A 25,912-nucleotide genomic window follows, 5' to 3' on the forward strand; every position below is an offset into this window, starting at 1 on the left:
GCTAACCGCCGCCCCGTCTAAGGGAAGGAGTCCTCAGGGATATTAACCACGTGCATGGTCCCCAGTTCTCTCGTGGACAGTCCAGGATCCATGGATCCGGCGCTGCTCCCTGACAATAGAGACTACTGAAACTCGATAATCGTCCGCACGCGTGTTTCTTACTTCAAGATTGCTTGAAACACGTAGTCAGCTTACTGGGCTGTCCCAAAATCAAGTTCGGCGACGACCAGCTCGGAGCGTTCGGAAATACCCAGCTTCGAGAAAACCCTGTAAAGATGGCCCTCAACCGTACGCTGGGAAACAGTTAACACGCGCGCGATTTGCGCATTGTTTTTTCCTGACAGCGCCAACTGGACGATCTCTGCCTCCCGAGCGGTCAGCTCGGTCAGCGCGAGAGCACGCGCAACATATTTGTTCGGATTGATCCGTTGCTCGTTAACTACTCGCGATGCCTGGCGAAGCAGGGTCCCGCACGTACGCGACTCCCCCGCCTCCGAATAGCGCACCGCAGCACGTGCCAGCGCTTCGACGCCAATGAGCACTTCCTGGCTTCTGAACGCCTTCTGAGCGAGCTCTTCCAACGGCTGAGGCTCGCTCTGCGCGCGATACCTGCTCAGCTGCAGCAGGAGCTGCGACTTCGTGCCTTCGTGTTCATCGCAGAGCTCAATCAGGCGTCTGAGGTCCTTGCTGCCGGCAAGTTCTTCATCTGGCAGATGCGAAATCTTGTGGGCCAGAGCCATCCGTTCGAAAACAGGGAAGTCCTTGAGCTTCTCACTGCCTTGGGGCCTGCCGATTGTCGCGGCCGAAGCCCTGGCGAAGACTCGCTGGCGCGACGGGGTCTCCCCCATGAGCTCAGGCGGCTGTGGTTTGCTTTCCAGAGCTCCGGAAGCCGTGCCTGTCCCGAGACTTCCCCCAAACTCATGAGCCATCGCGTGCAGGTTTCTCGCGAACGTCAGCACCTGGGCGGGATCTCCGAATCGCAACTCGGTGACCGCCTCCGCAAACCTGCGAAGGGCCGACTGGTTGCGTCCCTGCAACAGGTCGGAAAGACCCAGCATTAGAACTACGGCACCTTGGTGTTGTACACCGAAGCGTTCTCCGCCGTAGCGATAGGTGTCCAGCAGTTGCTGCGCTTTCTGGTTCTCCCCCAGCTGCAACAGGTTCCAGCACTGCAGGAACATCAGACGGGTTTCATACAGCGCCCGGATCTTCGGGTCATCGGAGATCAACTCGATGGCTTCCCGGGCGATGGACAGCGCTCGCTCGGAGTGCCCCATAACGCTTTCGGCGTCGCAGTACATCAAGCGGGCAATGATTTGGCCTTCGTCCGGGAAATTTGGATCATTGATGATCCGCTCGAATTCCTTGGCCTCGGGGAACTGTCCGTCGATCGAGTTCACCCGCACCCACAGATCCAGAAGTTGCTGTGCGAATTGCTGGTCCATCACGGCCTTCGCCGATTCGGCATCGGAAGGAAGGCTCGACACCCATTCCTTCCACTGCTGGATGTAGTCGCGCATCAGGGGCAGGTTGTTGCCCAGATTGGTGACGACGACCAGCAGCTGGCTGAAGGCCGAGGTCAGCAGGTGAGGCGCTTTGGCCGTTCCGACGAACCTCAGCAGGATGTTTCGCGCTGACTCGAACCGTCCCAAGCCGAGCAGTACATCCGCTTCGAACAGTGCACCGTGGCCGCTCGAATGGGCAACGTTTCCGGCACGGCAAAGTTCCCATGCCAACGGATAGTTGCCCTCATCCAGGGCCGATGATGCAGCATCCAGAATCCGCTCAGTTGGGAAGGATTGTCCCACTTCGAGGCCCCAAAGAACGTGCGACGCTGACTGTTCCATACCCAGTTCACTCGTGCACTGCTGCCATGAATCGTACAGCTCCGCACTTCGCTGCGCGGGAACCATCAGGCGCAGCACCCGGCGGTGAAGCTCGGAGGCCAACGCCACGGTGTCGTCCGGCAGCTCATGCAGCTGGCCGGCGTCAATCATCCGACGGTAGTCAAGCCGTCCGCAGTCGAGAACGAGCTTAGGCGCCGGTCCGCCCAAGGCCAATAGTTCCAGCGTGCGCCGTTCGTCTTCGGTGCTCAACCGTTGGATCTCGCTGACAAGATTCGTCAGCCGCGAGTCAACACCGATGGTGTCCTGGCTCAGGAGCCAGATGCCCTGTGGTGCGCTGGGACCGTAGTCCATTTCCTTGTCCCGGATCAGCAATCCCTGTTCCAAGCTTGAAGCGATCAGGGCCTCGACGAAGCTCGGGTTGCCTCCCGACAGCCGGTGGATCGTCCCGACTGAGCTTTCGCTGAGGGTGCCCCCGAGCATGGATTCAGCAACGGTCCGGATTCCTGAAACGTCCAATGGCTGCACAACGATCGTCGACATCAACGGCGACTGGGCCAGCTGCCCCACGATCGATTCCGATTCCAAGACGCCTGCGCCGAGCGCGATGAGCTTGATTGCCGCGTTCTCCATCAGGGTTGAAAGCACGAAACAACTCTGGGCATCCAGGTACTGTGCGTCTTCGACAACAACAATCCGCGGCTGGTCGCTATCAGGCACGCTGGCCAGTACGTGGTTGATCTCGCGCAGCACCTGCACAGGTTCGTCCACTGAAGCCAACGCGTCAAGATACGGCGACAATACCCCGTAGGGAACCGCAGCAAGCGTCGGGCTGCAGTAAAGCGTCATTGCGGGCTCGCTGAGCCCGGTGCTGGTCATGACCGCGTCAACCAGGCTGGTCTTTCCCATGCCCACGCCGCCGAGAACCAAGGCACCGCTTGGTTCCGGCGTGCTGACCACGTGCAGCAGGTCCTGGTACTCGCTGGATTTACGTCGGCTCTTGTAGTCTATTGCGTTCACAGCTGTCCCGCCGCACGTCGGCTGGCACGATCAAGTGCAGTCAGTTCTTGCCTATTGCGAACCTGAAGCTTCGAATACACCTGGTACAGGTGCCCTTCAACGGTCCGAATTGAAACGCCGTTGATGCGGGCAATTTCAAGGTTCGTTTTCCCCGAGATCGCCAGCAACGCGATCTGCGACTCGCGCTTCGTCAGGTCTCCGGCCCACGTTGGGGCACCGGTCTTCCCAGATGCCAGCGCATCGGACCTGCTGTTGTCAGCGAGGTACGCAGGACGCTTGACAGTGCCCACGAGCTTTGCCAACTTCCGCTGGTCCTTGGTTGTCAATGACGAAACCAGTGCATTGCCGGATACCGCACCCATCAGAATATGTCCGGAAGCCACCAGATTGCGAAGCACCGCAAAAAGGTCCGCCGATTCTCCATGGTGCTTCTCCGAAAGCTCCGCGTACATTTCAGCCGTAGCCCCTTGGCAGTTTGCGGCCACCGCGCCCAAACGGGAATCGGGATCCGCATAGCCCAGCCGAAGCGCGCAGGCCAACGCGCCCATCTCCAGGGTGAGGTAGCCGCCAGCGCGGGACTTATCGGCAAATGACATCAACTTCGCAATCGCCTGTTCAGGCGATCCGATGAGGGCCAGGCTCATGGCCGAAAAGACTTCGGCCACCCAACTGTGGAAGTTCACCTGCGACGAGGTCGAGATGTCGTCCTGTTCCTGGCTGAGCAGTTCCGTCGCCTCGCTCCGTCGCCCCAGGACCATCAGCGAATGGGAAACCACGGCTTCCATCGCAATCTTCCCTGCGGTTTCTTCCTGCTGGCGCGCCTGAGACAGGCACGGTTCAAGAATTTTCAGAGCACGTTCGTGATCACTTTGCAGTGCGAACAGGATGCCCCGTGCACTCTCGGCCCGGGCGATCAGCTGCGGATATGCAAATTTCCCCGCCGCAAGTTCTGTCGCCCTGACGAGCGCCTCGGAATATTTTCCGCACAGCATTTCAGTCATGAGCAGCTGCTCTTCGATCTCTGCCAGGTCTTCGGCGCACATTCCCCCGTAGGAAGCCATTCCCAGGCGGCGGTTTCGCAGCTCGTTGCCGATATGGTCGACAACTGTCTGGGCGTCCGTCTGGCGTGCGCGCGCCGCGCAATTCGTCGACTGCAGGGCCATGGCACGCAAGTGCAGTCCCCGGGTCATCCACCCCTTCAGCTGCGCCGGAGTGTCGTCGATATGGCAGTCTTCCGACCCTGCATTAACTTCTGCCTGGGCAGAATCAACCAGCTGGGTAAGCAAGTCGAGCTCTTGCTGGGCGCGCAACAGCCGGTCCTGGGACCATGCATCATCAATGGCAGCCAGAAGGTTCTCGTGTGCAAGCCGGATGAGGCTCACGGCAACCGGGACGTCCCCCTGCTGAAGCAATGCGCCAATGTGCAACTTCAGAATTCGGATCCGGGCGAACGGCGCCACAACCCATTTCCCGCTGGCGTATCCGCTGCGCGAATACTCTTCAGCGATGTCGAGCAACGTGGAGTTTTGCCCCAGATCCGACAATAACGACATCGCCGAAAGTGCCACGGCGGTCTCTGGATCCTTGTGCAGGTGTGCCACGACTTCGTTGCTGCGACGCTCCATCTCCGGATCGATGTTCTGCCGAAGCATCAGGCGCAGCAATGGAACCGCAATCATGACGCGGTGGTCCGCCTGCGGCACGACCTTCACGTGGTCCTTGGCGATCAACTGATCCATGGCCTTGGTCTGTTCTGCACGGTGCACCATGTCTCGGGAGACTGCACCACCCATGGCCAGTGCATACAAGAGTACTCGTTCGGAATCTTCAAGCCCCGAGGTCATGGAATTGAACATGGTCTGCACTGCAGGACCATTGCCAAGGTCCAGATCCCGAAGAACCCAGGTTCCGGACTCCTGGCTCAGCTGTCCGTTGGCAATCCAGATCCGCGCCAGCTTGAGAATCAATCCGCGGTTGCTGTCGGCGAGATACTGCAACGTCGAAGCAGCGAAGGCGGAGATTGGCCCTTGAAGCTCGGACTCCAGAAATGCCCGCGTCTCCAAGGTGCTCATCCGGCTGATGCTTACATGCTCCATCTGCCCGGTACGGAACAACGAAAGCAGATCCTGTGGAAGGTCCTGGATTTCGTCGCAGATGACGATGAGCTTGATCTTGTGCATCGCAGCAAGCTGGGCAAGCAACGACCCGGATTCCTCATCGATGAGCTCTGGCTTGCCGAGCAAGACCACGGATGGCTTGCCATCCGGGCACAGTGCCCGCGCAAGCCCATGCACGAGTTCGTGCCGGCTCGGCTGTTCAGCTGTTTCAAGCTGCGCCAGCAGGAAGGCCAGAACGCCCATGGGCATCTTTTGCCCGAAGCTGCTCCCGTTGAGCCGAATAAGTTTTTGCGGATCAATAAGTTGGCTGTGCGCAGCTTCCACGCTTGCACGGCGCCCGCTGCCCGATGGTCCGGAGACTACCGCTCCGGACTTTGCAGGATTCTCTAGGATCCTGCCGATCTCGGTAATTGCATCGGTTGGAGTTGCGACCAATGCGTTGGTCTCGCCCCAGAGCCTGCGTGAATTCCGAGTATCGTCCCCGATAAGTACTCTCGAGTACTCCATTTAAAAACCGCCCCAATCGGTTCATTCCCCAAATATGACTGCGGATGGATCCCCCGACCAATCCGCGTGTTTTCATCCTAGGCTCGCAGTAGATAAAAATCACCATATTTCAGGCCGCTGCGGCAATTCCAAGTACAACTACGCGATAAATCAAGTACTAGTGCACCGAAGCCCCGAAACCTCTGAATTTGGCGGACGCCCTCGCGATAAGGTCCTGACTAGAAGATTTGTAACTTCCATCAAGTTTGCGAACCCTTCTTTTACTTGCGCGCTGTCACGAATCCCTCGAACACAGGACGACTTACTCGTTATTTACTGAGTTACGTGGTGTGTCCGATAGTTAGTCGACCATTTGATTGGCATCCGACTTTGCCTTAAGATATTCCGCCAGACGAACTAAGTACGAAGACGGGCTGTACCCGGTTCCTCGGATCTTTTCGAGACTAAAAGTACTATTCCTAGGACGTGGCGCTGCCAGGTCAACTGAGCGTGAGTACTCGCTTGCGGACGTTGGCTTCACCTGCTCTGGATCGTGTCCAGTGAGTTCATAGATCGTTCTCGCCACTTCGAACCAGCTGGTAGCCGGACCGTCGCATTGAAGATGGTAGACACCGCCAAGCTGCCACGTATCGATCAGGTGCAGAATGGCTCCAGCCAAATCCTCTGCAAAGGTCAGCCTTCCGAATTGGTCGTCAATCACCTGCGGCGAGATGCCGCGCATTGCTAGCTTGAACATCGTGTCGACGAAGTTCTTGCCATCCCCGACAACCCAGCTCGTTCGCACCACCGTGTGTTCGGGGTGTGAGGAAACTGCGGCCTCGCCGGCGGCTTTGCTTTGGCCATATACGCCCAGTGGTGCAAGGGGATGGTCTTCGCCCACGTACTCGTCTTTTCCGTCGAATACGTAGTCCGTGGATACGTGAACAAGCTTCACATCATTCTGGGTGCAGCGGGCCGCCAGATCCGCGACAGCTGTGGCGTTGACCCGCCAAGCATTTCGCCGGCCTTGAGGATTTTCGGCCTCATCCACGGCTGTCATGGCCGCGGCATTAATGACATGGCTGTACGTAGACCAAGGGAAACCGTCGAGGAAATCAGGCCTTTCCAAATCGACCTCGGCGCGAGTGAACACCTCGATCCGCGGATCCTGCTGGCCCATTTGTGCAAGCGCACGTCCCAATTGCCCGTTGCCGCCGAAGACCGCAATTTTCTTTGGCAACACCGGCTTGGCTTTGTCCAACATCGGATGGTTCCGATCCGCGTCGGAGATCACCGCTTCTTCGATAGCAATCGGCCAAGCGATTCCCAAAGCGGGATCCGCCAGGTTGACGTAGCTGTACTCCGAGCGGGCCTGTTCGGTCCAGTGCTCGGTCACCAAGTACGAATAGACCGTTCCTTCTTCAAGAGTCTGGAATCCGTTAGCGACCCCTCGCGGAATGAACAATGCAGAGTCCGGCCCGACAACTGCGGTGTGGACTGCGCCGAATCCCGGACCGGGGCGCAAATCCACCCAGGCTCCGAAAATCTTGCCGGAGAGCACCGAGATGTACTTGTCCCAGGGCTCTGCATGAAGCCCCCGGGTCGTTCCGCGCTCGGCGTTAAAAGAGACGTTGTTCTGCACCGGGCGAAAGTTGGGAAGCCCCGCGGCAACCATTTTTTCGCGTTGCCAGTTTTCCTTGAACCACCCACGCGCGTCTCCGTGCACGGGCAGCGTCAGTTCCAGCAGACCCGCGATCTCGGTTGGTTGGACGATCAGCTCTTTGGCCTCGTTCATGCGGTAGCCGCCTGAGAAGCGTTGCGGAGTTGCTGCGCATATCGACGCTCCGTGTTCGCCTTGCTCGGCTCCCACCAGGCCTGATTACTCCGATACCAGTCAATGGTCTGCGCGAGGCCGCGCTCAATGTCCGTGTACTCAGGCACCCAGCCCAGCTCGGTACGCAGGGTCGTGGAATCGATGGCGTAACGCAGATCATGGCCCGGGCGATCCAGCACATGCTCGAACGCATTCTCCGGCTCGCCCATGAGCCGCAAGATCATCTTCAGTACCTCGACGTTGTTGCATTCACCATCGGCGCCGATCAAATAGGTGCGTCCGGCCTGTCCCTTCTCGACGATACGCTGGACCGCCGAGGAATGGTCCCGAACATGGATCCAGTCGCGGACGTTGGTTCCGTCGCCGTAGAGCTTCGGCGTTTCCCCGATCAGGACATTGGTGATCTGTCGTGGAATGAACTTTTCGACGTGTTGGAACGGGCCGTAGTTGTTGGAGCAATTTGAAAGCGTCGCATTGATGCCGAATGACCGCACCCACGCGCGCACCAAAAGGTCACTGGATGCCTTGGTTGACGAGTACGGGCTCGACGGATTGTAAGGAGTGGTTTCGGTAAACCGCTGCGGGTCATCCAGCGCCAGGTCGCCATAGACTTCGTCGGTGGAAATATGGTGGAAACGCACGTTGTGCCGGCGTACGGCTTCAAGCAGTTCAAAGGTACCCACGACGTTGGTCCGCACGAAGACCCCTGGATCATGCAGCGAGTTATCGTTGTGCGATTCCGCCGCGAAATGCACAACGACGTCGTGCTTCGCGACCAGTTCGTCCACGAGAGCCGCGTCGGCGATGTCGCCGACGACTAGTTTGACCCTGTTGCCTGGAAGGCCTTCAAGAGACAGCCGATTGGCCGCATAGGTCATCTTGTCGAGGATGGTGATGGCGCTGTCGGAGTGCTCGATCATGTGGTGGACATAGTTGACCCCAATGAATCCCGCTCCCCCAGTCACAAGGATTCTATTCATAGCTCTACGCTAACCAGCAATACGCGCGTGATGTGCAGACCTAGAGAATTTCGAGTACGGATACTCTGACAACCAGTATTGCGCCGTTGCTAGGCTCGACTCATGAGGGGAATCATACTTGCTGGGGGAACTGGGTCGCGCTTGCACCCAATTACGAAGGGCATTTCAAAACAACTGGTGCCGGTCTTTGATAAGCCCATGATTTACTACCCGCTATCTACATTGATGCTGGCTGGTATTCGGGACATTCTGGTCATTACGACGCCTCAGGACGAGGCCCAATTTCGAGACTTGCTCGGCGATGGTTCGCAGTTCGGGATCGAGCTTAGCTACAAGGTGCAGCCAAAACCGGAGGGGCTGGCACAGGCGTTCATTATCGGTGCCGAACACATCGGGGACGAGTCTGTTGCTCTGGTCCTGGGAGACAACATCTTCCACGGGCCGGGCTTCGGCACGCAGCTGCGGAAATATGTAGACCAGCCGGGGGCCACGGTGTTCGGATACTGGGTCAAGGATCCGCGGGCCTATGGTGTGGTGGAATTCGACGAATTCCACCGAGCGATCTCGCTGGAGGAAAAGCCGGCAGAACCGAAGAGCCACTACGCAGTGCCGGGGTTGTACTTCTACGACAATTCCGTGGTCGGCAAGGCGCAAACGCTTGCGCCTTCACCGCGTGGCGAATTGGAAATCACGGACATCAACCGCCTGTATCTCGACGAGGGAAACCTGAATGTGAATGTCCTCGCGCGGGGCACCGCGTGGCTGGACACCGGGACTTTCGAGTCGCTGAACGACGCGTCCAATTTCATTCGTACCGTCGAGGCACGGCAAGGCTTGAAAATCGGCGCACCGGAAGAAGTCGCCTGGCGCCAGGGGTTCATCGATGACGCCCATCTGCGCGGTCTGGCCGTCGCGCTGGGCAAGAGCGGCTACGGCGATTATCTCAATGAGCTGCTCGATCACAGCTTCGCAGACCCATATCATGCGGCCACGGATCCGCTCGGCGTCTAGGCACGTTCACATACGATACATACAGATGCGGGAGTCTTGGAACAACCACACGATTGTTCCAAGACTCCCGCCATCATTTTTGCCAAGTCGCGGCAGACCTACCCCTTGTAGTGGCCAGTTCGACGTCTTCGTCAGCACGGTCCTAATGGCGTCCAAGCCTGCCTGCCTGCCTGCCTCCACATCGTGCATGATCTTCAGTTCCTTGCAGTAGAGCGTACCTGGATGGGAGCCGATTTCTCCAATATAGATGACCTTGGAAGTATGCAGGAATGCACGCAGCTGAAATACAGCCAGACCTTTGGTTTCCAGCGGATAGGTGAATTTCTTCGATCTGATCTGGTCACGAGAATGACAAAAGGCACCCGGAGGGAGCACTGTCGAGCCCTGTGCATACCGCACGAGATGGTTCGCCAAGACGTCCGACGCAGCACCCACCTTGCTTCTTTGCGACGGCGGTAAACCAAGTTTCTCCGAGGTTCATCGTTCGACTAGACTCAGCTTTGACATGAGGATTTTCATCTCGGTCATCATCACTTCCTGGGGGAAAAATGAATAAGATCTTGCAGCGGGCACTTATCGTCCTCGCTTCCGGTGCGCTCGTCTTCTCGGGTGCATCAGCCGCCACGGCCCAGCCGCAGGCGGCCGCACCAACCGCCATCAGCGTGGTTGCCGCCAAGAAGGCAGCACCGGCCGTTTCAATCAAGAAGATCGGCAACAAGTCGGTTTCCGGATCGGCAAAGGCCACAATCAAGCCGAGCTATTCCAAGGCGAAGAACGTCAAGGTCAAGTCCGCGACGCTTACCGTGAAGAAGGGCTCCAAGACTGTCGCCAAGAACAAGGCTTCAGTCAAGCTGTCTACCGGGACGTACAAGGTTACGACGTCGGTCAAGTACCAGCTCAAGGGCAAGACCTCGACCGTGAAGAAGACCGAAACCGTGAAGGTGACCAAGAAGGCCGCGAAGAAGGCGCCGGTTTCCAAGAAAGGCTACGGCTACAAGTGCCCGGCCGGCTACCCGGTCAAGGGCAACCGCACTGGCAGCAAGAAAGAGTGGAAGTACCACGTCAAGGGCGGTGCATTCTATGACCGCACGAAGCCCGAGGAATGCTTCAAGAACACCAGCGATGCCCGCAAGGCCGGCTACCGAGCTTCCAAGCGCTAATTTCGGCTAGCCCCACCAACGGCCGGGCACGAACGCGATCTTCGCGTTCGTGCCCGGCCTTTGTCGATCAATCGATTGCTTCCTATTCCGATGCAGCTGTTCAGGTTCGAAGAGAGAAGAAAAGAAAACTCAGGAACGAATCGCGCTCGCGCAGCTTCTCCGGCACGATCTGCTCTGGCGCATCCTTGGAATACGGCGGTTCCCAAATTCTCTCGATGCTGAACCCGGCCTGCAGAAAGGCGTTGGCCATGTCGTGCAAGGGGTGGTGCCAGTAGGTGAGCTCTGCGGGCTGTCCGTTGAAGGTGAATTCGTCGGTGTACTGCGTCGCCTTGAAGTAGTCCTTGCCCGGATGGTTCCACGGATAGAGGAGTGGATGGTTCACCGAAAGGATCAATCGACCGCCAGGCTTCAGGATTCGACGCACTTCCAGCAACGCCTCGTGCCACGTCGGCAGGTAGTGGAAAACGAGCGAGGCCACCGCATCGTCAAAGGTGTCCGATTCGTAAGGCAGAGCGTCACCAAGTCGGGCGACGCTCAGCTCGACGTCCTCCCCCACTCTGCGCTGTGCCAGATTGATCATCGCGACACTCGAGTCGAAGCCCTCGACGCGGGCACCACGATCCACCAGGGCCGCCGCCAGCGGTCCCGACCCGCAGCCGATGTCCAGGATCCTGCGCCCTGAAACGTCTCCGGCAAGCTCTAGCATCGCGGGCCGCTCATAGTAGGCGTTGAGCAGGCTGGAATCGTTCTCGTCCGAATAGGCCTGTGCGAAATCGTCGTAGTTGGTCTGCGTGGTCACCGGTCAGCTCCTTTGGTTTTCACCGAGCCTAGTGACCAGACCTGAAATTTCCCGGAGAATGACAAGGCGCCTGTTGCCGGCATTAATCATGCCGGCAACAGGCGCCTTGGTCGTGAAGACTGCCCGGTCAGGTTCCGCTTAGCGGGCTACGGAACCGTCAACGTAGTCATCGCTCGATGCGTCCGAGATCCAGGAGAACAGCGAGCGCAGCTCGCGGCCGGTGGTCTCGATCGGGTGGGCTTCGCCCTTGGCGCGCAGTTCCAGGAACTCCTTGGCGCCGTTGGCCTGGTCATCCATGAAGCGCTTGGCGAAGGCGCCGGACTGGATGTCGGCCAGGACAGCCTTCATGTTCTCCTTCACCTCCGGGGTGATGACGCGCGGGCCGGAGACGTAGTCGCCGTACTCTGCGGTGTCGGAGATCGACCAGCGCTGCTTGGCGATGCCGCCTTCCCACATCAGGTCGACGATCAGCTTCAGCTCGTGGAGCACCTCGAAGTAGGCGATCTCCGGCTTGTAGCCGGCCTCGGTCAGCACCTCGAAGCCGTACTGCACCAGCTGCGAGGTACCGCCGCAGAGCACAGCCTGCTCGCCGAACAGGTCGGTCTCGGTCTCTTCGGTGAAGGTGGTCTCGATGACGCCGGCGCGGGTGCCGCCGATGCCAGCTGCGTAGGACAGTGCAAGGTCCTTGGCGCCGCCCGTGTAGTTCTGCTCCACGGCGATCAGGTCAGGGATGCCGCGGCCTGCCTCGAACTCGCGGCGCACGGTGTGGCCCGGAGCCTTCGGGGCAACCAGTGCCACGTCGACGTTTGCCGGCGGCTGGATGAAGCCGAAGCGGATGTTGAAGCCGTGGCCGAAGAACAGGGCGTTGCCCTCTTCCAGGTTCTCGGCGATCGAGTCGGCGTAGACCTTGGCCTGGACCTGGTCCGGGGTCAGGATCATGATGACGTCGGCCCACTTGGCGGCCTCGGCAACGGTGGCGACCTTCAGGCCTTCGGCCTCGGCCTTGGCGCGGGACTTGGAGCCCTCGGCCAGGCCGACGGTGACGTCCACACCCGAGTCGCGCAGGCTCAGTGCGTGCGCGTGGCCCTGGGAGCCGTAGCCGATGATGGCTACCTTCTTGCCCTGGATGATCGAGAGGTCTGCGTCGTCGTCGTAGTACAAATCAGCCATGTGAATTGCTCCTTGGTTGTTTCGGAACGGAAGTTTCTGTTGCTGGCACCAGCATCTATGTTCAAGTGTGGTGCCTTGGATTGTGAAATTTGGTGTTCGTGTCCGAAGAAGTCGTATTCGCCTTCTTCGGACACGCTCCGGCGCTAGGCCGAAAGGCTCTTCAGGGCCCTGTCGCTCATCGACTTGGTACCGCGGCCCACGGCCAGGGTTCCTGCCTGGACGATCTCGCGGATGCCGAAGGGCTCCAGCACCGAAAGCAGCGCCTCGATCTTGGCCGCGTTGCCGGTGGCCTCGATGACCAGCGAGTCGGTGGCCACGTCGATCACCGACGCGCGGAACAGCTCAGCGGCCTGGGTGACCTGCAGCCGGGTGGCGGCGTCGGCGCGGACCTTGACCATGATGTGGTCGCGCTGCACGGAGGATTCCGGCAGCAACTCCACGATCTTGATGACGTTGATCAGCTTGTTCAGCTGCTTGGTGACCTGCTCCAGGGAGTCCCCCTCGGCGTCGACCACCACAGTCATGCGGCTGATGCCCTCGATTTCCGTGGGTCCCACGGCCAGCGAGTGGATGTTGAACGCACGGCGGGCGAAGAGGCTGGCAACTCGGGTGAGTACGCCGGGAACGTCTTCGACCAGCACGGACAGCGTGTGCTTTGCCATTCTCTAGTCTTCCTCTTCCCATTCTGGGGTCATGCCCTTGGCGATCTGGATCTGGTCGTTGCTCACTCCGGCGGGGACCATCGGCCACACCATGGAGTCCGCGGAGACCACGAAGTCGATGACCACCGGGCGGTCGTTGATCTCCAGCGCCTTCTGGATCGTGGCGTCGATGTCCTCGTCGCGTTCGCAGCGCAGGCCCACGCAGCCGTAGGCGTCGGCCAGCTTCACGAAGTCCGGAACGCGCGCGGTGCCGTGGCCCGTGTTCAGATCCGTATTCGAGTAGCGTGCGTCGTAGAACAGGGTCTGCCACTGGCGGACCATGCCCAGCGAGGAGTTGTTGATCACCGCGACCTTGATCGGGATGTTGTTGATGACGCAGGTGGCAAGCTCCTGGTTGGTCATCTGGAAGCAGCCGTCGCCGTCGATCGCCCAGACCACGCGGTCCGGCTGGGCCACCTTGGCACCCATGGCGGCGGGCACCGAGTAGCCCATGGTGCCAAGGCCCGCGGAGTTCAGCCACGAGCGCGGACGCTCGTACTTCACGAACTGCGCGGCCCACATCTGGTGCTGGCCCACGCCGGCGACGTAGACGCCCTCCGGGCCGGTCAGCTCGCCGATGCGCCCGATGACGTTCTGCGGGGCAGACAGGCCATCGTGGGTTTCGGTGTAGCCGATCGGGTAGGTTTCGCGCAGGCGGTCCAGCAGCGACCACCAGTTGGACAGGTCCTGCTGCGGCTCGGTCTCGAACCGGGTCTGGCAGGCCTCGATAAGCTGCGGGATGATCTCGTCAAGCGATCCCACGATCGGCACGTCGGCCACGCGGTTCTTGGAGATCTCCGCCGGGTCGATGTCCGCGTGGATCACCTTGGCGTTCGGCGCGAACGAGGACAGCACGCCGGTGACGCGGTCGTCGAAGCGGGCGCCGAGGGTGATCAGCAGGTCGGACTGCTGCAGCGCGGTCACCGCGGAGACGGCGCCGTGCATGCCCGGCATGCCCACGTGCTGCGGATGCGAATCCGGGAACGCCCCGCGGGCGGTCAGGGTGGTGACCACCGGGGCGTTGATGAACTCGGCGAAGGCCTTGAGTTCCTCGTGCGCGTTGGCCTTGATGACGCCGCCGCCCACGTAGAGCACCGGGCGGGTGGCGCCGGCGATCAGCTTGGCGGCTTCGCGCAGTTGCTTGTTGTGGCCGCGGGTGACCACACGGTAGCCGGGCAGCTCGACCTTCGGTGGCCACGAGAAGGTCATCTGCGAGGTCTGGGCATCCTTGGTGATGTCCACCAGCACCGGGCCGGGACGGCCGGTCTGCGCCAGGTAGAACGCGCTGGCCATGACCCGCGGGATGTCCTCCGGGTCGGTCACCAGGAACGCGTGCTTGGTGATCGGCATGGTGATGCCGACGATATCGGCTTCCTGGAACGCGTCGGAGCCGATGAAGGCGCTGTTGACCTGGCCGGTGATCGCCACCATGGGCACGGAGTCCATGTTGGCGTCCGCCAGTGCGGTCACCAGGTTGGTTGCGCCGGGTCCGGAGGTGGCGATGCAGACGCCGACTTCCCCGCTGACCATGGCGTAACCCTGTGCGGCATGGCCGGCACCCTGTTCATGGCGGACCAGGATGTGATTGACCTTGGTCGAGTCCATGAGCGGGTCATAGGTGGGAAGGATGGCCCCGCCTGGTAACCCGAAGACGTCCTTGACGCCCAATTCTTCCAGCGAGCGGACGATGGCTTGTGAGCCCGTCATCTGCGTGGGAGCAACGATGTTATTCGGACCCTGGACCGGGTTCGAAGCTTCCACGACGGAAGAGACAGCGGCGGCGGCATCCTTGGGTCGACTAATTGACTTCGCAACCGACGCCGGATTGGCGGGTGTGGAGTTGCTCATCTGGATCCTTTCCATTTCTATCTCTTCATCTGCGCATAAAAAACGCCCCACGGCCGTCACTGCTGACGAAAGGGGGCTGCGCGTCACCGACGTCCTGCTTGGCGGCAGAACTGGTCTCAGGCTCCGCGCCTGATAACTAGTAGTACATCGGTGGTTGTTTGCATGTGTCTAATCTTTCTTTACCTAGTGGTAAAGATCAACTCGCACCCCGTGCCATCTCATTATATGAGACGAATGTCCATTGGGTGGACGCATGACACGCCCACCCGCGGACAAACTTCTGATTTTCCCCGCAGCTGCTAGCCGCAATAGGCACCTGTGGAGGCCGACTTCACCAGCTTGGCGTACTTGGCCAGCACGCCGGAGGTGAACTTGGCGGGCAGCGGCTCCCAGCCGACCTTGCGGGCCTCGAGTTCCGCCTCGTCGACCAGCAGGTCGAAGCTGCGCGCCTGCATGTCCACGCGGATCCGATCCCCGTCCTTCACGAACGCAATCGGTCCCCCGTCCACGGCTTCCGGAGCCACGTGCCCGATGCACAGGCCCGTAGTGCCTCCGGAGAACCGGCCGTCGGTCAGCAGCAAGACGTCCTTGCCCAGGCCCGCGCCCTTGATGGCGCCGGTGATGGCGAGCATTTCACGCATGCCGGGTCCGCCCTTGGGCCCCTCGTAGCGGATCACCACCACGTCCCCGGCCCGCAGCTCGCCGCGGTCCAGCGCATCCAGGGCGCCTTGCTCGCGCTCGAAGACGCGGGCGGTGCCCTCGAAGACATCCGCGTCGAAGCCAGCGGACTTCACCACGGCTCCCTCCGGGGCCAGCGTCCCGTGCAGGATAGCGATGCCGCCGGTTTGGTGGATCGGGTCCTGCATGGCGCGCAGGATCTTCCCGTCCGGATCCGGCGGGGCGATGTCCGCGAGGTTTTCCGCCACGGTCCTGCCGGTGACTGTCAGGCAGTCCCCGTGCAGCAGCCCTGCATCCAGCAGCGCCTTCATGACCACCGGGACGCCGCCGATGCGGTCCAGGTCGTTCATGACGTAGCGGCCGAAAGGCTTCAGGTCCGCCAGGTGCGGCACCTTGTCGCCGATGCGGTTGAAGTCCGACAGCTGCAGATCCACCCCCGCCTCGCGGGCGATGGCCAGCAGGTGCAGCACCGCGTTGGTCGAGCCGCCGAAAGCCATGAGCACCGCAATGGCGTTCTCGAAGGCCTGCTTGGTCATGATGTCGCGGGCGCGGATGCCCTGGCGCAGCATCTGGACCACGGCCTCGCCGGAACGCCGGGCGAACATGTCGCGGCGGCGGTCGGCCGAGGGCGGGGCGGCGGAACCCGGAAGGCTCATGCCCAGCGCCTCGCCGATGGAGGCCATGGTGTTGGCCGTGTACATGCCGCCGCAGGCGCCTTCGCCGGGGCAGATGGCCTTCTCGATGCGCTCGAGGTCGGTCTCGCTCATCTTGCCGGCGGCGCAGGCGCCCACCGCCTCGAAGGCGTCGATCAGGGTGACGTCCTTTTCCGTGCCGTCCTCCAGCTTCACCCAGCCTGGCATGATGGAGCCGGCGTAGAGGAAGACCGCGGAAAGGTTTAGCCGGGCGGCGGCCATCAGCATGCCGGGCAGCGACTTGTCGCAGCCGGCCAGCAGGACCGAGCCGTCGAGGCGTTCGGCCATCATCACGGTTTCCACCGAGTCGGCGATGACCTCGCGGGAAACCAGGGAGAAGTGCATTCCCTCGTGGCCCATGGAGATGCCGTCGGAAACGGAGATGGTGCCGAACTGCATTGGGAACCCGCCGCTGGCGTGGACGCCTTCCTTGGCGCCCTGCGCCAGGCGGTTGAGCGAAAGGTTGCACGGGGTGATTTCGTTCCACGAACTGGCGATGCCGATCTGCGGTTTGGCGAAGTCCTCATCCCCCATGCCGACCGCGCGCAGCATGCCGCGCGACGGAGCAGCGTGGATGCCATCGGTCACTGCACGCGACCGCGGCTTGATGTCCGGGCTGGAGTCATGGCTCATAAAACATCATTCTAGGAGTCAATATGACCACTTGGGCAACCCATGACGCGCACATGACACAAATAGGTTGCCGAAAGCACTGATCAGATTGCCCAAACGCTGCACTCCGGGAAGGTCCGCCGCTTCTCCTGGTCTTGTTGCGGTGGCACGCATGCCCGGCCGGCAAGCGGAAAATGCTGACGCACTTCCTCCTCCCCGTCCTCCAACCCCTCCTGCCTCCCTGTTCCCGGTGAAGGATTCATGGGCCGTGGCACTCTATTCCGGTCCGATGGGACAAGCTCAACGTCGTGTCGCCCCCATCGTCACCGCTGCCTTGCGTGCGCCCGGTACACCACCTGTAGACACGTAGGCAGGGCAATCGGTTCTACGGCAAGCGGAGCGCAACGGCACGAAATATTCTCGGTGCGCTCGGGCCACTAACCGCTGATCTGGTGTCGTTCACCTGAGAATTCCATGTGGCCAGCCCGCTGCCTCACCGGCCTGTAGGTATTACTTAGTAGAGTGAGATACATGGACACCAGCCCAGCCGAGAACCCGACCGAGCAAGTCAAGACCCGCCTGCACCATGTCTTCGACTCGCAGATCCCGAATTTCGCCAGCTACAACCTGGTGGCTGGAACCGGCATCGCCGGCTCCGGAGGGCTCAAAGTCATCGGCTATCGCCGGCAGCCGGCCGAACTGGTCCTCGCGCCGGTCAACTCCAGCGATCTCACCGCTTCCGAAGACGCCATCACGATCAACAACACCAACGTCAACCAGCTCGCCCTGCTCAATGACGGCGAGTACGAGGTAGCGACCTCCACCGGACGGGTATTCCGATTCTCCATCCCGCTGCACCCGGGCATCGATCTGCAGCTCGATGACGCCGTCTCGCTGTCGACGGTCATCGACCAGGAAGACGATGCCAAGGACTTCGCGGATTTCATGGACCACTTCATGAACACCATCGAGGGCACCGAGAACTTCGTTTAACAGCCCGCACCTAGGCCTGGAAAGAACAACCCCGACACAGCTACCCCGGCATCCCGCACCCAAAGGGGGCAGGATGCCGGGGCTGTTGAGCACCGCTGCTACTCAGCTGGCCAGGAACTCGTCATCTTCATCCAGTCCATGCGGGGTCTTCTCCCACACGTGCGGGGTACGGACCATTTGGTAGGCCGCGCGCCATGCCGCGATGGAATGCAAGACCCAATAAGCGGGGTTCAGCAGCGCGAAGGCCGCCACCCGCGCCCCGTAGCGTCGCCACGCGACGATACCGGAGACCACAATCATCATGGCGTTGCCGAAGATCATGGTGCCCCAGCCCAGGGCGAGCAGGCCTTGGGGAAGATCCAGTCCGATGAACTGCACGCCGATGTAGGTCACGATGGTGAAACCAAGCACCAGCGGATACGCCAAGAACGCCAGCGGGGTTCCGGCAATCAACCCGATCATGCCGACGGCGCCGCCCAGCCCGGTGCGTTTGGCGAAACGCAGCGGGCGGCGCATGTTGACCGCCGCGGTCACCATGTAGCCCTTGATCCACCGGGTGCGCTGCCTGATCCACGCCGGGACCTTCGAACAGGCCTCCTCCCAAGTGGTCGAATTGATGATGCCCACCCGGAAGCCGCGCACGCTGGCGCGAAGCCCCAAATCGGCGTCCTCGGTCACGTTCCACGGATCCCAGCCGCCCAATTCACGCAGCTGGCGCGCACGGAAGTGGTTGGACGTGCCGCCCAGAGGCAGCGGAATCCCCGTGCCTTCAAGGCCGGGAAGCATGGAATCAAACCAATGCGAATACTCGACCGCGAACATCTTGGTGAGCACGTTGTGCTCCGCGTTGAAATAGTTCAGCGCCGCCTGCACGCACACCAGCGGGCGCACGGTGCCGTCAACCTGCGACCTGATCCGCTCGTCTTCGCGGAACGCATCGATCGCCTTGCGAAGCTGGTCCGGTTCCGGCCGGTCCTCCGCATCATAGATCACCACGAACTCTCCCTTAGCCATCGCCAATCCGTAGTTGCAGGCACGGGGCTTGGTCTGCGGCACACCGCGCGGGACCACCAGGATGCGCACATTGCTCGGCGGGGCCGCCGCCTTGGCCGCGGCGATGGTTTCCTGGTCGTCTTCTTCCAGCAGCAACAGCACTTCCAGCTTGGATTTCGGGTAATCCAGCGCGCCGATGTTCTCCAGCAGCTTGGCGATGATGTTCGCCTCGTGGAACGCGGGGATCAGGATGGTGTAGATCGGCAGTTCGTCGTCGGGGATGTGATCCGTGCTCGGCGCCTTGACCCCGTAGCGCCTCCGCCACAGCCCTAGGCTGCGCGCGGCCACCCGGCGGCGGGCGCGCTGGATCGGGGCATTGATGCTGGCAACCGTCTTGAACAGGATGCTTGTGGCAAAGCTGATGTTCGCCGCGAAGAGGACCACGATCATCGTCCGGCGGAAGTCCACCACGAGTCCGGCGATGAACACCGCCAGCAGGATCGCGGGAAGGACCATTTGCCAAATTGTCAACGCGACTTTCGCTGAGTGGGCGGGGTCGTCCACGGACAGCCGGTCCGCCGCGTCATAGAGCATTTCCCGACGGAAGCTCGCCTGGAGCGCCTGCTGGATGTCCCAGTCGGTCGTCGCCACGACATCCACCGGCGCGCCGAGAAGTTGCCGGGCTTCCGCCAGGACGGCAGGGGTCGGCGCAGTGCAGGTAGCGATCGTGATCCGCCCGTCATCCTGCCGCCGGTAGGGCAGCCAGGCCGAAGACAATGCCCATTCATGGTCGAGTTCCGCCAGCAGATCCGGTTGCGGCGGATCTTCGACCAGGTCAACCAGCGTGGTGCCCCACTGTCCGGCGAGCGCGGCGTACATGTCGCGGCGTTGCACGGCCCCGGCCAGCAGCAGGTGGCGGCCGAGCAGTCCGCCTTCGCGGCGCTGGTCTTCCAAGGCCCGGTCGATGTCGGACTGGGTTGCCAGATGCTGATCCACCAGCAGCTGCCCCAAGGGCTTGTAGGCGGAGTTCATCGATCGATCCTTTGCAGCACGGCGTGCGTGGGCGAGGTGTAGACGGTTCGGTAGCTGGCCCGCGCAGAGGGCCGCGCGATGAACGCCTGGTCGACCAGGTCCACCGGCCCTGAATTGACCGGCGCCCCGTCCTTTTCGACATTCAGCAGCACCCAGCGGGCATGCGCCGCCGGGTTGTCCAGGGCCTGGGTGAAGTTGTCCCCGGAGGCGCGCAGGAAGATCTGCGAGATATCGATGCCCAGCAGCGGCACGATCGCGTTGCCTCGGGCGCTTTCATCAAGCAGCAGCCCGCCGCCGTCGTAGTTCTGCGCCAGCCACTGCGCCGCCTCGGTGGAATACCGGGTGGAGCCGGCGCTCATGGCGGCCTCGGCCAGCACCGGCGCGCGATCGACGGGACCGGCAATCCACCAGCCAAGCTGCAGCAGCACTGCCGCGCCGAGCCCGGCCGCCGCGCCCGCGCGCAGCACCTGCCGCGCCTGAAGTCGCCAGTTGTCCTTCCGCGTGAGCCACTGCCCGGCGGCGTCCACTGCCAGCGCCGCCGCCAGCAGGAAAAACGGCATGGCGGTCATGGCGAAGCGGTTGTTCCACCAGGTGCTGGGCAGCGAATGCGCGTTGTTGATCGCTGTCTGGCCCAAGTACATGCTCACCACCGCGAAGACATAGGCGCTGGAGGTCAGCCAGAGCACCAGCCCCGGCGTTTGCAGGCGCCACCGGTAGGCGGCGACCAGCAGGCCCGCACCGGCGAGCACGAGCAGCAGCACTCCGGCGGTGCCCAGCACCGAGGAATGGAACGTGAGCAGGGTCAGCCCCAAATTGCCCTTGGTGGGCAGCAGGCCGCTGCTGCTGATGGAGGACTGCTGGGCGCTGGCCGAGTAGGGGCCGAACATGAATTCCAGCGCATCCCCGTAGATCCCCCAGTTGTAGGCCAGCCACCAGCACACCGCCAGCGCGGGAATCCATGCGTATCCGGCGGCCATGATGATCATCTGCTGGAGCGAACGGGTACGTCGCAGGGTCACCACGCACACGAAAATGGTGCCGGTCAGCGCCAGCATCCATCCTTCGTAGCGCGAGAGCATGGCCGCCGCGGTGGGAATTCCGGCGAAGACCGCCAGCTCCCCGGCGCTCATCCTGCGCGGCGCCAGCGCCCAGCGGCTCAATCCGGACAGTGCGGCGACGAGGAACAGCAGCAGCACCGGTTCGGTCAGCGCCGTGGTGTAGAGATACAGCACGCTGGGGTTGGCCAGCAGCAGAACCAGCATCGCCAGGCGGCCGGCACGGCCGATGCCCAGACGGGCCGCGATGCGGTAGAGTCCCGCGGCAGTACCGGACAAGGCGGCGCTTCCCAGCAGGGCCGCGGCCCACCCGGTATGGAAGAGCGGGTCGATCGCCACCAGCGGGATCAGCAGCAGGTGCGGCACCGGCAGCCATACGGTGCCCAGCTGTTCGAAGCCGGGAGCCATCGAGTCGATCACGCGTCGCGCGATGGTCAGGTGGCTCTGGGCGTCGGAGTAGGCCATGGCCCAGCCGCTGGGGACGGTGACGGCGCTGGCCGCCAGTCCGAGCAGCCCGGCGGCAAGCGCCACCAGCACGGAGCCGGGCACCTTGCGCACCTCCGGCGGGGCGCCCAGCAGCCGCCAGGCACGCTGCAGCCGCGAAACTATTGATTGTTTCGGGGCCGTGCCGGTGCTAGCGCTCATTGGATGAGGGTACGGACTGCGCGCCCCCGGCTGCCGCCTCCGCGGCCGCCTGCGCCTTGGCTCGGCGGTTGGACCTGCGCAAGGCGAACGCGCCAGCCAGACCGGCCAGGACCAGGGCCGCGACGCCTCCGGCTGCCCACCAGGCGTAGGGGCGATAGTCGTCGGTGAGCGAATCCTGCGGGATCAGCGCATTGCTTTCCACCAGGACCGGCGCGGCGCCCTCCTGCGCGACCAGCAGGTTGCGCGAGAGCGAAGACCAGCCGCCGGCGGCTGGCGCCACCCGGTCGGCTAGATCGTGGTACAGCGCGTCGGTGTTTGCTCCGTCAGGCGACCAGCCGCCGGCCAGCAGCACGGCGCGGCCCGAATCCTCGAAGGCCTGCAACGCGGCGTACGGCTCCTCGGTGCCCACCCCCGCGGAGAGCACGGAGGATTCGATGGTGCGGAAACGTTCCAGGCGCAACGGCGCGCCGAGCTCATCGGCAAGCTGCGCATCGCCTCCCACCACCACGGTGCTCAGCGGCGAGCCGGCGACATCCTCGATGGCAAGGTTCTGCACGTGCAACGGCACGGCGCTGGCCTGTTGCAACGAGGCCAGCAGGCTGGTGGCGAGCGCATTTGCCGTCTCCGCGGAAGTCCCGGCGCCCAGGGCGAGGCCCACTTCGCCTGCGGTTTGCTGCGGCAGCATCTCGAAGCCCGCGGCGCGGCCCGCGCCGTACTGCGGGGTCACGGTGCTGGCGCTACCATCCAGATGCACCTGGACCGGCAAAGTGCCGGCGATGGCGCAGTTTGCGCCCTGCGCCGCGGCATCCAGCTGGAGGCGCAAGCCGTTGCGCGAGGTGACCAGCGACTGCGGGATCTGGATGTCCGCGTTGAGCGCGGTGCTCTGATCCAGCACGAAGGAATCGACCAGCTGGTCGTTCCAATACACGTTCAGGGCCGCTTCGGTATTCTCCGGGATGGCGCTGTGCGTCCCGGACAGATGCACCTGGGCTCCGTCTAGGCTTGAACCGAGCTGGGCCTCGTCCACTCCGATGTACAGCGAGGATTGGCCGTAGCCCTCCAGCTTCGGTGCGGTGGCGCCGAGATCCGCGAAGCTCATCACCTCCGCCGGGGTCCAGCGCTCGCCCTGGACCGGCGCTGCCTCGGCGTCTACGTGGCGGCCGACCGCCAGGGTGAGTGCCCGGCTGCGGATCACGGTGTCGAGCTCTGCCAGCTGCTCCGCGGTCCCGCTGATCCGCAAGGTGGTTCCGGCGCGATCCAGGGCAAGCTTCATGCCCTGCTCTGCGAGCTCGAAGGCGACGGTGTAATCCGCATCCGCGGCATTCCAGGAGATATCGGCGGACGGGAAGGCAGCGGCCAGAGCGGGGACCGCGCTCAGCGCAGCCTGCGAGGCTTCGCCTTCACCCTGGATGGACACCGAGCCGGGCGAGCTTGCAAAAAACTGCGCCACCGATTCAGGGGCCTTGGCCTCGCCCGCAGCCTGAAGCTGTACCTGGGAGAGCTCAACCTGCTGCGGTTCGACGCTCAGGCAGCGGCCTTCCCGGGACTCGGGAAGCCAGCGGACCGCGACATCCAAGGTGCCGTTCTCCGCCGCGTGCTTCGCGTTCAGCGGCAGGTCGAATGCGCCGGACTGGGCGACCGGCAGGGTCTTGATGATGTCCTTGCCGACGCGCAGCTGCAGCTGCCCGTCCGTGGCCGTGGTCGAGACCCGGCCCTTGATCGACGCAGGCTTCAGCCCCTGTGCCACGGGCACCGTAACGGTTGCCCAAGCTCCGGTGTCGCTGGTGGAGGCCGGCTGGCTGACCTTCACGGATTCATCGGCCAGCGCAGGTGCCGAAGGCAGCAGGCTCAGCATGAGCGCGGAGCCGAGGACAGGGACCAGGATTTTTCGGTTCACATTTCTCCAAAGGGCCGGGCCCGAAACTTTCGAGACCGGTGGCTAGGACACAGACAGCTGCGGTACCCCACCTAGAAAGACCCGGCAATCCCGATCCAGCGTGCTGCAATCCCCAGAGCAGTGTGCACGTCGTGGCTGCCGCCGGAACCGTTTCCGGACCGGCCTGTCAAACTCCGCACTCTAAAACTACTGACCGTTATGGGCAAAAACAAAAAATAATGTGCTAGAACTCTAGTTGGCTTGGACACAAGCCGGACAATGAAGGGACGCACCTGTGCATGAGTCGGCCGATGACCCGAGGATCAAAGAGCTCATCGACGCAATCCTTCGCACCGCTACCGGGGATTTCAGGACGTTTCTGGAACCCAGCAGCCGGCGCGACGGCATCGATGCGATTATCGTGGGGTTCAACGCCATGTCCGCGCGGCTGTCCGAACTCTATGGCCGGCTCGACGAACAGGTGGTCCGGCGCACCGCCCAGCTCGAATCGGCCGGAGAGCAGCTGCGGATCCTGGCCTACAGCGATCCGCTGACCGGGCTGGCCAACCGGGCGGAGCTGGGCCGGCATCTTGATTCCCAGCTTGCCGAGGTGTCTCGCGGTGAGCCTGCCAGCGCTTTGTTCGTGCTGGACCTCGATTCCTTCAAGCTCATCAACGACACCCACGGCCACCATCTGGGCGACCTGGTCCTGCAGGAGATCACCACCCGTCTGCGGCGCATCGTGCGCGACACCGATGTCGCGGCGCGCCTGGGCGGGGACGAATTCGCGCTGCTGGTGCATCTGGACTCCTCCGATGCCCCGGGCTTTGCCGCACGGCTGCTGGCCGAGCTGAACCAGCCGATGGTTCTGGAGTCAATCGTCATCAATCCCGGGGTGAGCATCGGCTACGCCCAGGCGGATGCGTCATTGGATGCCGAGCAATGGATGCAGCAGGCCGACACCGCCATGTACGAGGCCAAACGTTCCAAAACCGACAAGGTCCAGCGTTTCGCGCAGCACATGCTCGTTGAGCGCGTCACCAAGTCCCGGCTGATCGCGGACTTGCGCAGTGCGGTGCGCACCGAGGAGATTTACGCGGACTACCTGCCGATCGTCGATCTTGAAACCTCACGCGTCCTGGCGTATAAAGCCCGTGCCCGGTGGGATCATCCGGAGAAAGGCCTGATCCCGCCTGAGATCTTTGTACCTCTGGCGAAGCAGTCCGGGTTGCTGCCGGCGGTGCGCCACCGCATGGTGCGCAATTCACTGGACGATTTCTCCTCGTGGCGCCGCAGCGGGGAAATTTCCGCGGACTGCCGCCTGCATCTGAATATCAACCACATCGCCTTGCGGGAGGATGCGTTCGCCGCGCAACTGGGCGAGGAGCTGGCCGCACTGCAAATGCCCGCCGCGAACCTGGTCCTGGAGGTCACCGAGGGGCATTTCATCTCGGAAGACGGCGCGGAATTGCGCACCATGCGCAAGCTCAGGGAGCTGGGCATCCAGGTGTATCTCGACAAGTTCGGTGCCGGATACTCGTCCTTCGGCTATCTCGCGAGACTGCCGTTGGGCGGCATCAAGCTCGATAAGTCCCTGACCAATGGCATCGAGACGGATCGGGTCAAGCACGAGGTGCTGCGCGCGATCGTGGCCATGGCTGATGCCCTGGCACTGGATTGCATTGCCGTGGCGGTGCGCACCGACCAGCAGGCGCAGGCGCTGCGGGCACTGGGAGTGGGCACAGCGCAGGGCTACCACGTCGGCGCCTCGGCGAAACGTGCTTCGCTCCCTCCTGAGCGTGGGTAGACTAGGCATATGCGGGAGCAATCCCCCGGTGGCCTGACTCGCACTCGCGGCACCCGGCGGGGCCCCGTTCACACTGAGCATATGGGGATCTATGAATCAATCATCAATGGCCGGAGCGACCGGCACGTCCGCGCGGGCGTGGAGCATCACGCGCTTACCGGGAAAACTTCTCGAAGTCACCTTCAGCCCGGGCATGAGCCTCGGCGCAGACGACACCGCGCGTCTGGTGCAGAGCCTGCAGCATCATTCGGGCAGCCATCCAGCGCGGGTGCTGATCAACGTTTCGGGCCTGAGCAATGTCTGCCCTGAGGTCGCAGGGGTCCTGTCCTCCAATTCACGACCCACACGGTTGGCCTTCCTGGGCGAGAGCCTGATGGACGAGGTGCTTGCCGGCTTCATCCTGCCCGAGCTGGACGACGCGATCACCTCGCACTACTTCACCGCACGGGCCGCCGCGCTGGCGTACCTCGGCCAGCGCTGAACCGCCGCAACGCCGCTGGGCCCCGGACACGACTGGACGTCGTGTCCGGGGCCCGGCTGCAAGCACGGCGGAGTAATG

At 62.4% G+C, this 25,912-nt stretch carries 18 protein-coding genes; 5 read left to right on the plus strand and 13 right to left on the minus strand.

Going from position 1 to position 25,912, the window contains the following annotated elements:
• Nucleotides 1–191: 191 nt before the first annotated feature.
• The 4 genes from ATC04_RS11005 to rfbB all read right to left on the minus strand — a co-directional run bounded on the left by ATC04_RS11005 (nucleotide 192) and on the right by rfbB (nucleotide 8,281).
• A complete protein-coding gene (locus tag ATC04_RS11005) occupies nucleotides 192–2,864 on the minus strand; it encodes a LuxR C-terminal-related transcriptional regulator (protein WP_047118879.1) in 2,673 nt (890 codons plus the stop codon).
• Complete coding sequence (locus ATC04_RS11010; RefSeq protein WP_160309073.1) at nucleotides 2,861–5,305, minus strand: helix-turn-helix transcriptional regulator; 2,445 nt, start codon at nucleotides 5,303–5,305, stop codon at nucleotides 2,861–2,863. Before ATC04_RS11010 ends, ATC04_RS11005 begins: the two co-directional genes overlap by 4 nt.
• A 523-nt stretch (nucleotides 5,306–5,828) precedes the next feature.
• Nucleotides 5,829–7,262, minus strand: a complete 1,434-nt coding sequence (locus ATC04_RS11015; protein ID WP_047118877.1) for a bifunctional dTDP-4-dehydrorhamnose 3,5-epimerase family protein/NAD(P)-dependent oxidoreductase — start codon at nucleotides 7,260–7,262, stop codon at nucleotides 5,829–5,831.
• A complete protein-coding gene (gene rfbB, locus ATC04_RS11020; RefSeq protein WP_047118876.1) occupies nucleotides 7,259–8,281 on the minus strand; it encodes a dTDP-glucose 4,6-dehydratase in 1,023 nt (340 codons plus the stop codon). The genes ATC04_RS11015 and rfbB overlap by 4 nt, the downstream gene beginning before the upstream one ends.
• Nucleotides 8,282–8,383: 102 nt before the next feature.
• Here rfbB and rfbA point away from each other — a divergent pair, with 102 nt between their 5' ends.
• On the plus strand, nucleotides 8,384–9,292 hold the full coding sequence (rfbA, locus tag ATC04_RS11025) for a glucose-1-phosphate thymidylyltransferase RfbA (protein WP_047118875.1): 909 nt from the start codon (nucleotides 8,384–8,386) through the stop codon (nucleotides 9,290–9,292).
• A gap of 6 nt (nucleotides 9,293–9,298) precedes the next feature.
• On the opposite strand, the gene ATC04_RS11030 is transcribed toward rfbA, so the two are convergent.
• On the minus strand, nucleotides 9,299–9,727 hold the full coding sequence (locus ATC04_RS11030; RefSeq protein ID WP_047118874.1) for a hypothetical protein: 429 nt from the start codon (nucleotides 9,725–9,727) through the stop codon (nucleotides 9,299–9,301).
• A 113-nt stretch (nucleotides 9,728–9,840) separates the two neighbouring features.
• Here ATC04_RS11030 and ATC04_RS11035 point away from each other — a divergent pair, with 113 nt between their 5' ends.
• Complete coding sequence (locus ATC04_RS11035; protein WP_047118873.1) at nucleotides 9,841–10,452, plus strand: hypothetical protein; 612 nt, start codon at nucleotides 9,841–9,843, stop codon at nucleotides 10,450–10,452.
• 100 nt (nucleotides 10,453–10,552) lie between these two features.
• Here the strand turns inward: ATC04_RS11035 and ATC04_RS11040 are convergent, their stop codons facing one another.
• From ATC04_RS11040 to ilvD, 5 genes are all read right to left on the minus strand, one after another.
• On the minus strand, nucleotides 10,553–11,251 hold the full coding sequence (locus tag ATC04_RS11040) for a methyltransferase domain-containing protein (protein WP_047118872.1): 699 nt from the start codon (nucleotides 11,249–11,251) through the stop codon (nucleotides 10,553–10,555).
• Nucleotides 11,252–11,389: 138 nt separating this feature from the next.
• Nucleotides 11,390–12,421: a ketol-acid reductoisomerase gene (gene ilvC, locus ATC04_RS11045; protein WP_047118871.1), complete on the minus strand. Its 1,032-nt coding sequence runs from the start codon at nucleotides 12,419–12,421 to the stop codon at nucleotides 11,390–11,392.
• 143 nt (nucleotides 12,422–12,564) lie between these two features.
• Nucleotides 12,565–13,083 carry an acetolactate synthase small subunit gene (ilvN, locus tag ATC04_RS11050; protein WP_047118870.1) on the minus strand — a complete coding sequence of 173 codons (519 nt, stop codon included), beginning with the start codon at nucleotides 13,081–13,083 and terminating at the stop codon, nucleotides 12,565–12,567.
• Between the two features lie 3 nt (nucleotides 13,084–13,086).
• Entirely contained in the window at nucleotides 13,087–14,970 is a 1,884-nt protein-coding gene (locus ATC04_RS11055) for an acetolactate synthase large subunit (protein WP_047118869.1), read from the minus strand.
• 299 nt (nucleotides 14,971–15,269) lie between these two features.
• Nucleotides 15,270–16,973 (minus strand): dihydroxy-acid dehydratase, encoded by a 1,704-nt coding sequence (ilvD, locus tag ATC04_RS11060; protein WP_047118868.1) that lies wholly within the window; start codon nucleotides 16,971–16,973, stop codon nucleotides 15,270–15,272.
• Between the two features lie 510 nt (nucleotides 16,974–17,483).
• Here ilvD and ATC04_RS11065 point away from each other — a divergent pair.
• Nucleotides 17,484–17,945 (plus strand): hypothetical protein, encoded by a 462-nt coding sequence (locus ATC04_RS11065; RefSeq protein ID WP_047118867.1) that lies wholly within the window; start codon nucleotides 17,484–17,486, stop codon nucleotides 17,943–17,945.
• Between the two features lie 102 nt (nucleotides 17,946–18,047).
• On the opposite strand, the gene ATC04_RS11070 is transcribed toward ATC04_RS11065, so the two are convergent.
• From ATC04_RS11070 to ATC04_RS11080, 3 genes are read right to left on the minus strand one after another with little or no spacing between them, the layout of a single operon-like run.
• Entirely contained in the window at nucleotides 18,048–19,970 is a 1,923-nt protein-coding gene (locus tag ATC04_RS11070) for a glycosyltransferase (protein WP_047118866.1), read from the minus strand.
• A complete protein-coding gene (locus ATC04_RS11075) occupies nucleotides 19,967–21,670 on the minus strand; it encodes a hypothetical protein (RefSeq protein ID WP_047118865.1) in 1,704 nt (567 codons plus the stop codon). The genes ATC04_RS11070 and ATC04_RS11075 overlap by 4 nt, the downstream gene beginning before the upstream one ends.
• Nucleotides 21,660–23,567 (minus strand): cellulose biosynthesis cyclic di-GMP-binding regulatory protein BcsB, encoded by a 1,908-nt coding sequence (locus ATC04_RS11080; RefSeq protein ID WP_047118864.1) that lies wholly within the window; start codon nucleotides 23,565–23,567, stop codon nucleotides 21,660–21,662. The genes ATC04_RS11075 and ATC04_RS11080 overlap by 11 nt, the downstream gene beginning before the upstream one ends.
• A gap of 274 nt (nucleotides 23,568–23,841) precedes the next feature.
• Here ATC04_RS11080 and ATC04_RS11085 point away from each other — a divergent pair, with 274 nt between their 5' ends.
• A complete protein-coding gene (locus tag ATC04_RS11085; protein ID WP_047118863.1) occupies nucleotides 23,842–25,353 on the plus strand; it encodes an EAL domain-containing protein in 1,512 nt (503 codons plus the stop codon).
• Nucleotides 25,354–25,444: 91 nt separating this feature from the next.
• Nucleotides 25,445–25,834, plus strand: a complete 390-nt coding sequence (locus ATC04_RS11090; RefSeq protein ID WP_152666818.1) for a hypothetical protein — start codon at nucleotides 25,445–25,447, stop codon at nucleotides 25,832–25,834.
• The last annotated feature ends 78 nt before the right edge of the window (nucleotides 25,835–25,912 follow it).

The sequence above is a fragment of the Arthrobacter sp. YC-RL1 genome (assembly GCF_001454985.1).
Taxonomy (GTDB): Bacteria; Actinomycetota; Actinomycetes; order Actinomycetales; family Micrococcaceae; genus Glutamicibacter; species Glutamicibacter soli.